We start from the raw sequence: 14,314 nt of genomic DNA, 5'->3' as shown, positions 1-14,314 counted from the left end.
CCTTCTCGTCTACGGAGCCCCCGACCATGCAGAACACCCCTGTGACGTCCTTGATCGGGGAGGAGTACGAGGTCGAGGTCGGCCCGGTGGCGCACGGCGGCCACTGCATCGCCCGCACCGAGGCCGGCCGGGTCCTCTTCGTCCGCCACGCCCTGCCCGGCGAGCGGGTCCGGGTCCGGGTCACCGAGGGCGAGGAGACCTCCCGCTTCCTGCGCGCCGACGCGATCGAGGTCCTCGACGCCTCCAAGGACCGCGTCGAGGCCCCCTGCCCCTTCGCCGGCCCCGGCAAGTGCGGCGGCTGCGACTGGCAGCACGCCAAGCCCGGCGCCCAGCGCCGCCTCAAGGGCGAGGTCATCGCCGAACAGCTCCAGCGGCTCGCCGGGCTCACCCCGGAGGAGGCCGGCTGGGACGGCACCGTCATGCCGGCGGAGGGCGACAAGCTCCCGGCGGGCGAGGTCCCGCAGTGGCGCACCCGCGTCCAGTACGCCGTCGACACCGAGGGCCGCGCCGGTCTGCGCCGGCACCGCTCCCACGAGGTCGAGGTCATCGACCACTGCATGATCGCCGCCGAGGGCGTCTCCGAGCTCGGCATCGAGAAGCGGACCTGGGAGGGCATGGCCGGGATCGAGGCCATCGCCGCCTCCGGCTCGCACGACCGCCAGGTCATCCTCACCCCCCGCCCCGGCGCCCGCCTCCCCCTCGTGGAGCTCGACAAGCCGGTCTCCGTCCTGCGCGTCGAGGAGAAGGACGGCGGCGTCCACCGCGTCCACGGCCGCGCCTTCGTCCGCGAGCGCGCCGACGACCGCACCTACCGCGTCGGCAGCGGCGGCTTCTGGCAGGTCCACCCGAAGGCCGCCCAGACCCTCATGCTCGCCGTCATGCAGGGCCTCACCCCCCGCAAGGGCGAGACCGCCCTCGACCTCTACTGCGGCGTCGGCCTCTTCGCCGGCGCCCTCGCCGACCGCGTCGGCGACCAGGGCGCCGTCCTCGGCATCGAGTCCGGCAAGCGCGCCGTGGAGGACGCCCGCCACAACCTGGCCGGCTTCCCGCGCGTCCGCATCGAACAGGGCAAGGTCGAGTCGGTCCTCCCGCGCACCGGCATCACCGAGGTCGACCTCATCGTCCTCGACCCGCCCCGCGCCGGCGCCGGCAAGCAGACCGTCCACCACCTCGCCGGCCTCGGCGCCCGCCGCATCGCCTACGTCGCCTGCGACCCGGCCGCCCTCGCCCGCGACATCTCCTACTTCGCGGAGCGGGGGTACCGGGTGCGGACGCTGCGGGCTTTCGATCTCTTTCCGATGACCCATCATGTCGAGTGCGTCGCGATCCTTGAGCCTGCCGAAAAGGGCCGCTGACCTGGCGTTTCTCCGAGTGTGTGTTATGGGCGTTACGTGCGTTAGGTGCGATATCTTGACGCATATTCGACGCACGTGACGCACGTTTGACGCACGGACGGGGTTATTCCTAATGGGTCGTCATTCGCGCTTGGCGAACGCGGGGTGGAGCCCTCGTCTGTGTGGAAGTAGGCGTCTTGAGGTGGCTAGGGCCCTGGCTGCGGAACTGTTGGCTGCCCCTGCCTCATCCGCTTATCGATGGTGACGTTCCGTGACACTCGGTAGAGTGTCCGGTCCGTCTTCCGTCAGGGGCTGTAGGGGCTCCAGCGTCCGAGAAAGGGCCTGAGGTCGTCGGCTCGTGGTGGAGGTGAGGGCCCGCTCCACTTGAGCGCGGACGGCTGCTGCCGCTCCCTGTGCTTGCTCGTCGCCGCAGGCCAGCGGGCTGACTGCACCCGGTTCAAGCCTGTCCTGGAGAAGATTCGCGTGCCATGGCCCGGGTCAGGCAGGCCCCGTGAGAAGCCGGACAGCCTCGCCGCCGGCAAGGCCTACAGCAATGGGCCATGTCGTGAGTACCCGCGGCGCCTCGGTATTCGGCGCATGATCCCGGAGGCGGCCGACGGTCAGGCCGCCCGCCTGCGCAAAGGCTCGCGCGGCGGACGGCCCCCCCGGCTTCGACGAGGACCGCTACGGGGTCGGCCATGATCTGGCTGTGGGCGCTCACGCGACCGCCTCCATAGCCGCGGTGGGCACGGCCGCTGCGGTGCGGGGCGGACGTGCCCCGGCCTGTCCAGCGGTCCAACTGGCAATGATAAGCCGGCCAGGTTCACTCTCGCCGGGCTGCCTTGAGCGGTCGACTGATAACAGAGCGCTGTGGAACAATGACTCTCTGTCATGTATCTGTGTACACGCGAAGGACGCCCCATGCGCATTCTGAACAGGCTGAGGTCGGCCGCCACGGCGTTGGCGGTCGTGACCGGCACGCTGGCGGGGGTGATCACCGGTGCCCCTGCCTCGCACGCGGTGATGGTGACGGACGGTACACCGCCGGCGTCGGGTCCCTTCCGCGGCATGGTGATGGCGAAGAAGACCGCCTCGGTGGGCGACGACCAGGCGGTGACAGTCAGCTGCCCCCCGGGGCAGGTCCCCATCTCCGGTGGCGCCTACGCGACGGTCGGTCAGCCGCTGTACTCCAACATGGTGGCTCTCGTCGAGAGCATGCCCGCCCAGAACTCCCAGGGGGCGTACGGCTGGACCGCGTCGGCCCGCAGCGGGCCGAAGCCGCTGACCGTGACGGTCCACGCGGTGTGCATCTACGCCCCGGCCGGCTACGAGGTGGCCGAGCAGTACCACTTCACCATCGACCGCAACGCCCCGCTCGTCACCACATGCCCCACCGGCAAGGTTGCGTTCGGCGGCGGCGGAACGGTCTACGGCGGGACCCGGAACCTGAACCAGTCGTACCCCGGCCCGGCCGGGAGCGCCAGTCCCAACCAGTGGATCGTCTCCGGCTACGACGTCCATGCGGAGCAGTTGCGGGTCGACGGCTACGCGATCTGCGCCGATCCCATCGCCGGTCTGACGACGACCCGCTACACCCACACGACCTCCGACGATGTCGCCGGCGGCGTCTTGCAGTGCGCCACTGACAAGAAGGTCGTCGGCGGCGGAGCGGCTGTCACCGGGTACGACGACACACTGGTGACCAGCAGGCCCCTGACCGCTGCGGAGAGCGGCGGCCGTGACGGCTGGCAGGTCCAGGCGACCGGCAACAGCACGCCGCATGGCGTCGACCTGTACGTCACCTGCTACTGACCCCAGACCGGACCCCGGCCGTTTCGCGACAACCTGCTCGCTTGCCCCGATCCGACTCCGTCGAGAGCGCCATGATCGCCCGGACAACACACCTAGGGGCTGTAGCGAGTGCCGATCATGAGTTCGCGGTCGGGCCGTGGAACGGGGCGCAGTTGTCGCCGACGGAGCTGTTGTCGCTGATTGCTGCGGTCTTCGAGTCTGCCTGGGTACGCCGACGGGCGGGGACGGGCTGATCCGTCCCCGCCCGTCGGCGCGTGTGTTCGATCGCTGTCAGCGCCCGGTCGCGCGGTGTGCGGCCTGAGCGTGCGGGCCGGTGCCGTCGGCGGCGGGTTCGATCGTGCGGCGCTTGACGATCACGAGGACGATCAGGACGACCTGGAGTGGGCCAGCTACGCGGCTGCGTGACGACGGTCCGTCGCGGGGCGGCACGTTTGCCCGTCGCCCTTCACGGCCGCGCGGTCGTCGGGTCCGGGGGGTGAGGGACGGGCTCCGGTCGCATCGGGCCGCGAGGTCGGCGGCGTATGTTGCGAGCCGCTCGCGCAGCACCCGCTGGCTCCTGGCGGTGAGGTAGAGGATCTGTTGCCTTGTTGCCGGGGCGGTGCGGACGAGGCGTGCCCGGCCCTCCGGGGTGCCGGAGGGCCGGGCGGGAGTCAGTTCTCCATGCCGAAGTAGCGGGTGAGGTAGTCGCTGATCTCGGTGGCGTGGGGCAGGAGTTCGGGCAGCTGGGTCGCGAGGACCTCGCGGGTGGCGGTGGCAAGGGCGCCGGTGGTGGTGGCGGACGGGCGGACGTACGGTTCGAGGCGCTTGATCAGTTCGTAGTTGCTGTCGATGTTCTCGGCGCGCATCGCCTTCTCCAGCGGCGGTGCGCCGGGCGGCGGTACGGGGGCGAGGACGCGGCTGACGTAGGTGACGCGGTGCAGGATGCGCCAGCACGGGGGTTTGGCGGTGTTCTGGCGGGCCTGGCGGAGGGCGGCGGCGTCGGGTGCGTCGCTGCCCTGCAGCCAGGTCGGGTCGACGACCTTGTGGTAGAAGTCGTCGAAGTTGGCGCTGTTCTCGCCGAGGTAGAAGGTGAGGAAGCGGTAGGCGTCGACCTTGCCGGGCACCAGCACGGGTTTGCCGGCGGCGTTGTAGACCGGCTTGCCGTTGCTGTCGCGGCGCTGGAGGTCGCCGGAGGGCGCGCACTGGACGTCGAGGCCGAAGGAGCGGGAGGCGTCCTTGGCCTTGGCCCTGGTGACGCTGAAACCGCCGCCCACGGAGGCGTCGAGGCTGCCGAACCATCCGAGGCCGAGGGCGCCGAAGCTGCCTTCGAAGCTGGCGCCGAACGAGCCGCTGAAGGTGTACGAGCCGGAGGTGGTCTCGCTGACGGCGTCGGTGGCCTCGGTGCTCTCGGCGAAGAAGCCGCCCTGGGCGGTCCAGACGTAGGTGTTGACCAGGTCGCGGTGCGAGAAGCCGGTCGCGGCCGCGCTGCCGGAGGTGCCGCGGCCGGTCTCCTGCTGCCCGCCGGAGACTCCCATCGAGCGCAGCACCGACTGCGCCTGGGCCCCGGTCGGGTCCGGGTGGTGGGTTTCGGTGGAGACCGACTCGTAGAAGGCTTCCAGGCGCTGCTGGTCGCGGGTGATGCGGCGCTTGAGCGCGTAGGCGTCCCGGGGCTTGAAGTAGCTGTACTCGCCGTACGCGGTGGCGGTGGGGTAGTCGGGGTCGGTGACCTTGCCGCGGTCGTCGAAGCCGACCGCGCCGTCCAGGGTGCCCTGCTTGGTGTAGCGGGGGTTGATCGGGAAGTGGATGATGTTCCAGTCCAGCGGGATGTCGGGGTTGGGCAGCATCCGGTAGGCGACCAGGGCTCCGGTGTGCGCCAGGCGCAGCGCGAAGACGTCGGCGGTCTGGGACTGGACCAGGGCGGTGCCGGTGTTGGCGGGCACGTACCGGCGGCCGACGGCGCTGTTCAGTACCTTGGCCGCGTCCTCGGTGTACCCGGTCAGCGCCAGCTTCGTCTTGCGGGCGGTGTTCTGGCCCTGGCTGACCTTGGTGTCGGTGCTCCAGGTGTTGGCGAACTCCAGGCTGCCCTTCCCGCCGATCTTCATCTGGCCCTCGGCCAGTGGCTGCGCGGTGCCGAAGCCGAGCGGGGCGGTGATCGTCAGGACGCTGGCGTCGGTCTCGACGCCGAAGGAGAAGTTGAAGGCGGCGTTGACGCTGCGGGTCCTGCTGGAGGAGAGGCTGCGCACCACCTGGTCGGCTTCGGCGAACTCCACGGAGGAGGCGCCGGGGAAGCCGTCGGCCTTGTCGGTGAGGTTCTCGGACGGCACCGGTGGGGCGCCCTCGACGTAGCCGACGAGTTGCGGGTCGAACTGGGCCTGGCCGACCCACTCGGTGGTCAGGTCGCCGACCTTGTAGCCGGTGACCAGGTGCCAGCGGCCGTCCCGGACGAAGGCGTAGCAGCGCTTGAGCACGCCCAGTGCTTCGCCCTTGGCGTCGTACTGCAGGTCGGCGTACTCGGTGACGGCGGGGGCGCCGGCGATGGTGTCGTGGAAGGGGGTGCGGACGTCGGCGAGGGCCGAGCGGACCTGGGCGGTGTCGGTGGAGACGGGCGCGGTGGAGAGCAGGACGCGCGGTCGCTTGGCGGAGAAGCCCAGGTGGTTGCCGCGCAGGCCCTCGTCCCGGACGGACGTGCTGCCGGGCTCGGTGGAGTCCCGGTCGAAGGGCCAGTAGCCGAGCAGGTCCTGCTTCTCCCCGCGCAGGCGGGTGAACAGGTTGTCCTGGATCTGCTCCTGGGTGCGGACGGTCCGCCAGATGCGGACCTCCTCCAGCGTGCCGGTGAGCAGGTCTGCCGGCTTGCCGCCCTCCAACCGTGCGCCCAGGGTGAGTTGGGGGTCACCCCAGGCCGCGGTGGTGTCCTGCGCGGTCAGTGGTGCCTCGGTGAGCGGCTCGCCGTTGCGGTACAGCCGCAGCGGGCTGGCCAGGGGGTCGACGTCGCGGGTCCAGCGGGCGCCGCGCAGCTTCGCCGGGAAGGTACCGGACACGTCGAGGGTGACGTTGCCGGCGTTCTCGTTGAACGCCCAGCGCGCCAGCAGGCCCTTCTCGCGCGAGGTGACCGGCAACCCGAGCCGGGCCTGCGGCCGGGCGGAATTCCACAGCCGCAGCTCGCACAGCACGCCGGTCAGGCCGCGGCCGATCACCACCTCGCTGGTGTTGGACTGCGCGCCGGGGCCGCTGTACACGTGGCTGCCGACGGCACCGCCGTCGAGGTAGAAGCGGATCTCCTGCTCCGGCTGGACCGCGTTCGTGGTCGTCTGGGTGGTGGTGGAGACCGCGGGCTTGCGGCGCTCGCGCACCACGGTGATGCGGTGGAACGCGCCGGGCGTGACGGCCCGGTCGGAGGTGTAGCGGACGGGCTTGCCGTTCGCCTCGGCGAAGGCGAACTCCACCAGGCCATCGGCCCGGACACCGAGCTGGTACGGGACGCCGTCCCGGCCGCCGTCGACGACTGTGCCCTTGGTGAGCAGGCCGATGGGCGTGCCCAGCTTGTCGATCCGGACGAACGCCTCGACGGTGAGGTCCTCCAGCACGTCCAGCGCGGGTTGCGCGGCCACCGATAGTCCCTCGCCACCGTCCAGGCTCAGCGCCCAGGACTGGGTGAAGGTGGCGGCGAGGTGCGCCCATTCATTGCAGGGGAAGCGCTCGGCCGACTTCAGCACCCGGTCGCCCACCCGGGCGGTCACCTGGTAGCCCTTGATCGGCGAGGCCGGGCCGTCCTTCCCGGGGAAGGTCCAGTACCCCAGCAGGCCGGGTTCCCGGCCGGAGAGTCGCTGGTGGCGCTCGGCGGAGATCTCCTGCTTGGTGCGGGCCCGGCCGAAGACCCGGACCTCGTCGATCTGGCCGTCGAGGTAGTCGCCGCTGAAGGGGAAGTGGCCCAGGACCAGCGGACCGTTGCCGGTGTAGGCCCCGGTGGAGGTGCGGCGGCCGACCTCGACGCCGTCCCGGTAGAGGATCTGCTCCCGGGTGGCGTTCTTGTACACCGCGGCCCAGTGGTGCCACTCCAGGTCCGGGTATGCCTGGGTGGTCTTCATGTCGTCGCCGTATAGCGAGAAGTAGAAGGTCTCGTCGGGGTGGAACCACAGGTGCAGGGACTGGTCGACCCGGCCGGCCGTCGCGCCGTGGAACAGCAGCGGCTCGACGCGGCCCCGGGACTGGTTGCGCTTGGCCCACAGCTCGATGGTGAAGTCCCGGTTCGCCAGGTCGAGCGAGGGAGTCAGCTGGGCCTTGGTGCCGTTGACGAACTGCCAGGCCGGCAGGGCGGCCGGGGCGAGCGCCAGGGAGTAGCCCGATCCGTCCGTCTTGGCGTGGACGATCCGGCCCCCTCCGGCCTCGGGGTTGACCCACGCCTCCAGACTCAGGTCACCGGTCGGGGCGATGCTCTGCTGCTTGCCGGCGGGCAGGGTCAGGTACTGCTCCTTGCCGTCGAACAGGAAGGCCCGGCCCGGCATCTCGGCCCGCCAGCGGCAGCCGCGCCCGGTGATCGCCGCCTTGGCGGTGCCGTTGGGCACGGATTCGACCCCGCCCGTGCTCAGCGTGACCAGGCGGGAGCCGGCGGAGAGCAGCACCCCGGGGCGGGTGGACTGCGCCCGTGTCCAGTCGTAGCCGACCAGGCTCACCTTGTCGCCGGGCTTGGCCGTGACGTTCTTCGCCGTCAGCTCCAGCGACTTGGCGCCGATCGGGGCGTCGGTGGCCACGGCGTAGCCGGTGCCGCCGATCTGCAGGTGGGCCTTGGCCGGGACGGCGACGGTGGTGGGCGTGGTGAGTTCGACGGTGCTGCCCGTCACCCGGGCGACCGCGCTGAGCGTCACCGGGCGGCCGGGGCTGCCGGCCAGTGCGGCGGCCATCTGCTCGGCCTTGCGCGGCAGGGAGCGCCAGGTCTCGGTGTCCGGGCCGACGGTTACGGTCAGGTCGCAGCGGCCGGGCGCGTCGCCGTCGGTGACGGTGATCGTGGCGCCGTCCAGGGGGACGGCCGGGTCCCGGGCGAGAAAGACGAGCGTGCCGGTGTCGGCGGCGAGTGTCCGGGTGCCGCGCAGGACGGCGGTGTCGTAGTACGCGGCGAAGAACTGGTCGTCGGCGCCGCGGAAGTACAGCACGAGGTTGCCGGTGCCGCTGTCCAGCAGCGCGGGCCGGTCGGTGCCCCGGGCGAACTCCAGCAGGCCGCCGGCCAGGCTCAGGCCGGTGCTGTCCACCGCGAGCAGCGGCATCGCGACCGTGAGGTCGTCGTCGCCCTGGAGCGCACCCGAGAGCTTGGCCAGCTGGGTCCGTGCGTCGGCGAGTTCGGCCTGCTTGGCGGTCAGGTTGATCTGCAGCTCCGCGATGCGCTGCTGGGCCTTGAGCGCCTCCTGGAGGCGTTCGCGCGCGGGATCCATCTGCGTCTTGGCCGCGAAGTAGCGCTGGTCGACGCCCGACCGCATGGACACCTGGGTCATCCGGAACAGGCCCGTCTCGGCCTTGAGGCACTCGCTCGACTGGAGCACCTGGGCGTACTGGTACGTGGAGGGGGAGCCGATCGCGAGCCGGCTCGCCCGGTTGACGAGGCGGACGCAGTCGCCCTCGGTGACCAACTGGAACTGCGCGGACCGGTTGCCCGGGTCGCGGGGGCGCAGGTACAGCTGGGCGTTCTCCGAGGTCGAGTTGCCCACGACGCGGACGTCCTTGTTGAACCGGTGGGAGACCAGCCAGTAGCAGGGCCTGCCGTCCTGGCTCTCGCCGACGGCGTCGAACCGCCAGGACGTGTAGACGCTGTCGAGGACGAACACAGCGCCGCTCTCCGCCTGGTTGTCGGTGCCGCCGAGCCACTGCAGCGTGCTGCCGGGCACCACCCGCGGGGTCTTGAGCTCGATGTTGTAGATCCAGGAGGTCACCAGGTCCTTCTCGGCGAGGTACTGCTGTTCCAGGGCGTCGAACCCTGGCTTGAGCCGGTCGTACTCCGCCTGGTACTCGGCCAGCCGTCCGGCCGCGCCCTTCAGCCGGTTGATGTCCGCCTCGATGGCGGCGACCTCCGGCTCCAGCCGCTTGATCAGCTGCTGCAGGGTGCTGACCTGCTCCGAGTCCTGGCCCTTCGTCGGGCGCTTGAGCACCTGCGGCTCCAGGAGGTCCGGCACCTGGGCCAGCCGGCCGTCCCGGCCCACCGCGAAGTCCAGGGTGGCCACGGCGGGCTCCTGGCCGTACTTCGCGGCGAAGGCCAGCATCACCCGGGCCTGCCGCTTGGCCGGCTTGGGGTCGGCGCGGTAGCCCGCGACGACGTTCTCCTGCTGGTGGTAGAGCAGGGCCGACATGCCGGAGACCACCGAGCGGCCCTTGAGGGTGAAGCTGTCGCGCCGCACCCCGGGGTGGTCGCCGACCGGGGCGTCCGAGCCGGTCCACCGCGCGTTGCCCACGAGCGTGCCGTGCCCGGCGTGGTCGGTCTGGTCGTGGGCGGTGGTGCCCGTGCCCTCGTCGAAGCGGTAGTAGGCCACCAGACCCGGCTCGTTGCCGATCAGCCGGTTGTTCAGGTCCGTGGTGAGTTCGGCCGCCGAGCGCACCCGGTTCCAGATCCGCAGCTCATCGAGGTCGCCGTTGAAGAAGCTGTCGGTGCCGCCGGAACTCCGCTTGCCGACCAGGGTGTGCACGCCGGTGAGCGGCGTGAACGGCAGCGCCGCGCTCCCGGCCTGCTTGCCGTTGACGTACAGCTTCGCCGTGGTGCCGTCGAAGGTGGCGGCGATGTGGGCGTAGCTGTCCGTCGCGAGCGTTTCGGTGGAGGTGAGCGCCGTCGGCGCCCCGTCGTGGCTGAGGAACACCGCGCCGTTGGCGTCCACGCCGAACAGGTACTCCCCGCTGCGGCCCAGCACCGGGCCCTCCAGGGCGGCGGGCTTGACCCACGCCTCGATCGAGTATGCCTTCCCGCCGAAGTGCAGCGGCGCCCGGTCGCCCAGGTCGAGGTGGCCGTCGACGCCGTCCAGGCGCAGCGCGGTCTCCGCGTGGCCCTCGCTGCCGGTCACCGGCACCAGCTCGCGGCCGGTGAAGGGGCAGGTGCCCGGGCTGCGCTCGAACACCGAGTCCCGGTAGGCCGCATCCGGGCTGGTCCAGAAGCGGGTGCCCTGGGTGTTGAACAGTCCCTGGGCGCCCTGCTCGATGTTGAAGCTGTCGACGCGGCCGGTGGCGTCGTTGTGGGCGAACAGCTGCCAGCGCTGCACGTTGGCGACAGCGGTGGGCACCAGGACGGCGGCGAACCGGCCCTGAGTCAGGTTCCGGACGAAGGACAGCTCCTGGGTCGGCTCGTGGAACGGGCGGCCCTCCATGTCCTCGGTGCCCAGGCTGTCCTTGGCCGACTCCGGGCGGGTGGCGTGCCGGCTGCGCTTGAAGCGCACCTCCAGCACCGGCTTCAGCTTCCCGTCCACCAAAACGAACCGGTCGACGAGCAGGGTGTCGCGCACCAGCGGCACCTTCTTCGCGGCGCTGAGCACGTAGTCGGCGCGGGACGCGTCCCCCGAACTGCCGCCGCCGGTCAGCTTGTACACCGCGTCCGGGTGCGTCCCGCCGACCGACTGCCGCAGGATCACCACGTACGTGCCGTCGGATATCACGTGGAACGGGGCGTCCGCCGTCAGCCGAGCCGTGCTGGACAGGAACGGGTCGATCTCTGCGGTGGCCGGCCGCTCGTCGGCACCGGCCTCTGCCCCGCCCCGCTTGACCGTCGGCATCGCCGTCGCGCCGGCCACGGCGTACCCCACCTCGGCGATCTCCCGGGGGAAGCCGACCTCGGCCGGGTTGTCGCTCCAGTACGCCGAGTCCACCTCCCCCTTGGTCAGCGGCCCGGCCAGGTCCAGCACCGTGTAGACGATCCGGCGGGAGGCGTCCATCGCGAACGCGATCGTCGTGCCCTGGTGCCGAGCCATCGTCACGTGCCGGTAAGACCGGTCCCCGTACTTCTTGAGCAGGGAGTCCTGAGCTGCCACCGTTCCCCTTCCGGGCGCATGGAACGCCGCCCCCGGTCCGGTCGGGCCGGGGGCGACGACGAGTGTGCGGATCGCTCCTGAGCGTCAGCGAGTCTGGCATGTGCACTCGAAGTGAAGAGTCGGTTCCGGAATCACCCGCGCTGCACACGGCTTGAACACAGCGCCGAATGGCCGGACTTCGCATGTCCGACAACGTGGAGGAGGCTCCCCGGACTCCTACGGCTCGACGACGCGCACGGGCTCGTCCTTCCCGGGGCGCGGGTCCGCGGTGGAGGTCAAGGGTGGGAGCCGATGTGCTGAGCGGTTCAGATTCCGTATGGCGACATTCCCAACCAGGGGTCGGCGTCGGCTCCCCTGCGAGCCGCTGGTGAGCGCCGCAAGCGTGCACGCAGTGCACATGCAGCCCGTCATGCACATTGGTCTCCAGTCCGGTTTGCGCCACTCGTGCTGCTGAACTGCGGTTTCGGTCAACCTGTTTCGGCTAGATCTGATTCTTATGACGGCGCACGTGGAGTGCGTGGCGATTCTGGAGCCTGCCCAAAAGGGGCTCTGACCTGCGGTTTTATCAGGTTCTTCAAGCGTGCTCGGCGGTGCTCGACCTGTTTCCCCCAGTCCACCGTGTGGAGCGTGCTGCGGGTTCCCGCCACGTGTCTCACCTGCGGTTTCGCAGCGGGGGCATGCGCCGAGAACACTCCGTAAGGGACGGGTTCGGGAAATGTCTTGACGCTCGTTCGACGCTGTTTCTGACCATGTGTTAGGTGGTCGTCCTGGATCAGCTGGCGTGGGTCGATCGACTTGTCGGGCTTGACCCGTCGAGCAGCGTGTCGGCCTCGAGGTTCCATGTGGTGAGGTGCCGTCCAGAGGACGGGGAATGGGCTGGTCAGCCTGGGGCGGGCGCGTGGGTGAGCCGGTCGAGGGCTGTGGTGATGTGACCGGTCCAGGGCCAGTGCCGGGCCAGGCGGAGGATTCACCGACGGCCGGTGGTGACGAGCCGTCCGGCCGTGGTCAGCAGGCGAGCCGCAGTCCGGGCTCCCAGAGTGGTGGCGTTGTGCGAGGACGGATTTTCTGGTGCCGGTCTCGCTGAGTGCGGGGCAGGGGCCATGGACCTGTCCGGCGGCTGGCTACCGTTCCAGGAATTCGAGCGCCCGGGGGACGAATCTGTCGTGGTGCTGGAAGATCCCTCCGTGTCCGGCGTCGGGGTAGAGGGGTTCGAGTTCGCCCTGGGGCAGCCGGGCCGCCAGGTCAACGGTGTTGACGCTCGGGACCATGCGATCGCTCTCGCCGTTGGCCACCAGGACCGGTTGGTGGATGCGCGACTCGGCCGGTGCCTGGCGGCCCCAGCGGTGGATGGCCTTCAGCTGGGCGCGGAACGATGAGAGCGAGATGGCTTTGTCGCGGTCGTTCGTGCGTTCCTTCAGCCGGTCCAGGAAGGCGTGGGCCGCCCGGCGGCCACCGGCGGTGTCGGTGAAGAAGAGGTACTGCTTGGGGTCCTTGCGGGTCAGGACGGCCTTGACGATGTCCTTGATGGTGAGGCTTGTGACCTTGTCGATGCCGGAGCCTCCGGCGGGTCCCGTGCCCGCGAGGATGAGCTTGCGTACAAGATCGGGTTCTTCTGCCGCGATGACCTGGGCGATGAAGCCGCCCATCGACAGGCCGAGCAGGTCGACCCTGTCGTACCCGAGGGCCCGGATGAACAGCACGGTGTCGCGAGCCATCGCCTCGATCGTGTCGGGTGTGGAACCGCCGGACGCGCCGACGCCGCGGTTGTCGAAGGCGATCACGGGGCGCCGGGATGCGAGTCCGTCGACGACGCGGGGATCCCAGTTGTCCAGGACTGCGGACAGGTGGTTGAGGAGGATCAGGGGTACGCCGTCGTCCGGGCCGAGCCGCCGGTAGGCGAAGGTCACGCCACGCACGGACACGGAGCGGTTCGGCGTGTTCTTGTACGGGACGGATGAAATGGACGGTGTGCTCATGGCCGGGTCCTGAGGTGGTGTGGCGGGGGAGTGGGGTGTGCAGGGTCTTGCTGCTGTCGGAGGTGACTGGCGCCTGGGACTCGTTTTCACCCTTACGTCATCGCGACGACGACTTTGCCGGCCTTTGCCCGTCCCTTCTCGACGTATTCCATGGCCTGGAGGGTTTCTTCGAACGGGAAGACGCGGTCGACGACGGGGCGGATCCTCCCGGTGTCGATGAGGGGGGTGAGTTCGCGCAGTTGGTCGCCGCTGGCCTTCATGAACAGGAACGAGTACTTCGCACCGTGGCGCCTGGCGTTGCGCCGGGTTCTGAAGCTGAGGGCGGCCATGGCCAGGCGGAGGATCGGGTTCGCACCCAGTTCGCGGGCGAAGTCCGGGTCGGGCGGGCCCGCGACGCTGATGGCCATGCCGCCGGGCTTGAGAACGCGCAGGGACTTGGCGAGGTTATCGCCGCCGAGGCTGTCGAGGACGACGTCGTAGCCGTCGAGGACCTTTTCGAAGTCCTGGGTGCGGTAGTCGATGACGACGTCCGCGCCGAGGCCCCTGACCAGGTCGACCTTGGCGGTGCTCGCGGTGGTGGCCACGTACGCGCCCAGTGCCTTGGCCAGCTGGACGGCGATGGAGCCGAGGCCGCCGGCGCCCGCGTGGATGAAGACCTTCTGGCCCGGCTGCACGCGGGCCCGCTCGACCAGTGCCTGCCATGCGGTGAGGGCGACCAGGGGGAGGGAAGCGGCCTCGGCCATGGTGAGGGTGGCCGGTTTGGGCGCCAGGTCGTCCTGGCGGACGGCGATGAGTTCGGCGAAGGTGCCGATGCGGCCCTTGTCAGGCCGCGCGTAGACCTCGTCGCCCACGGCGAAGCGATCGACGGACGATCCGACCCGGACGACGGTCCCGGCGAGGTCGTTGCCCAGGACGAGCGGGAGACGGTAGGGCAGAATCGCCTTGAGGCCACCGTCGCGGATCTTCATGTCCAGCGGGTTGACGCCCGCCGCGTGGATCTTGACCAGGACGTCGTCGGCACCTACCTGGGGGTCGGGTGCTTCGACGGCGCGCATCCCGGCCTGGTCGCCGTACTTCTCGACCACGAAAGCCTTCATCGTCGTCTCCGTTCCGTTTCCCGTCCGTGAAGGCCGGGGTCTTCGCTCGCCCCGGGCTTCTCCCAGTACGAGATGGTTTGTGTTGCTCTCCTGGCTGCGGCGCGGGCGCACCTCGTCCTCAGCCG

5 protein-coding genes and 1 pseudogene are annotated in these 14,314 nt (G+C 70.4%); 2 read left to right on the top strand and 4 right to left on the bottom strand.

Annotation, left to right across the window (positions count from 1 at the left end; all coding sequences use genetic code 11):
• Nucleotides 1-26: 26 nt before the first annotated feature.
• Nucleotides 27-1,355, top strand: a complete 1,329-nt coding sequence (locus IE326_RS03355; protein ID WP_190040779.1) for a class I SAM-dependent RNA methyltransferase — start codon at nt 27-29, stop codon at nt 1,353-1,355.
• A 900-nt stretch (nt 1,356-2,255) separates the two neighbouring features.
• Nucleotides 2,256-3,146: a hypothetical protein gene (locus tag IE326_RS03350; RefSeq protein WP_190040778.1), complete on the top strand. Its 891-nt coding sequence runs from the start codon at nt 2,256-2,258 to the stop codon at nt 3,144-3,146.
• Nucleotides 3,147-3,796: 650 nt separating this feature from the next.
• On the opposite strand, the gene IE326_RS03345 is transcribed toward IE326_RS03350, so the two are convergent.
• The 4 genes and pseudogenes from IE326_RS03345 to IE326_RS03335 all read right to left on the bottom strand — a co-directional run bounded on the left by IE326_RS03345 (nt 3,797) and on the right by IE326_RS03335 (nt 14,189).
• Nucleotides 3,797-11,116 (bottom strand): laminin G domain-containing protein, encoded by a 7,320-nt coding sequence (locus IE326_RS03345; protein ID WP_190040777.1) that lies wholly within the window; start codon nt 11,114-11,116, stop codon nt 3,797-3,799.
• A gap of 880 nt (nt 11,117-11,996) precedes the next feature.
• Nucleotides 11,997-12,143: pseudogene (locus tag IE326_RS41800) on the bottom strand (IS1380 family transposase); the annotation flags it as partial.
• 94 nt (nt 12,144-12,237) lie between these two features.
• Nucleotides 12,238-13,092, bottom strand: a complete 855-nt coding sequence (locus IE326_RS03340; protein ID WP_190040776.1) for an alpha/beta fold hydrolase — start codon at nt 13,090-13,092, stop codon at nt 12,238-12,240.
• A 92-nt stretch (nt 13,093-13,184) separates the two neighbouring features.
• Entirely contained in the window at nt 13,185-14,189 is a 1,005-nt protein-coding gene (locus tag IE326_RS03335; RefSeq protein ID WP_190040775.1) for an NADP-dependent oxidoreductase, read from the bottom strand.
• Nucleotides 14,190-14,314: the final 125 nt, after the last annotated feature.

This window comes from Streptomyces filamentosus (assembly GCF_014654895.1).
Taxonomy (GTDB): domain Bacteria; phylum Actinomycetota; class Actinomycetes; order Streptomycetales; family Streptomycetaceae; genus Streptomyces; species Streptomyces filamentosus.
Note: the sequence above shows the minus strand (reverse complement) of the source record. Positions and strands in the feature narration are given on the sequence as shown.

Bases quoted from the DNA above. Each gene is read 5' to 3' on its own strand.
- IE326_RS03355 (WP_190040779.1), top strand. From the start codon at position 27: ATGCAGAACACCCCTGTGACGTCCTTGATCGGGGAGGAGTACGAGGTC.
- IE326_RS03350 (WP_190040778.1), top strand. From the start codon at position 2,256: ATGCGCATTCTGAACAGGCTGAGGTCGGCCGCCACGGCGTTGGCGGTC.
- IE326_RS03340 (WP_190040776.1), bottom strand. From the start codon at position 13,092: ATGAGCACACCGTCCATTTCATCCGTCCCGTACAAGAACACGCCGAAC.
- IE326_RS03335 (WP_190040775.1), bottom strand. From the start codon at position 14,189: ATGAAGGCTTTCGTGGTCGAGAAGTACGGCGACCAGGCCGGGATGCGC.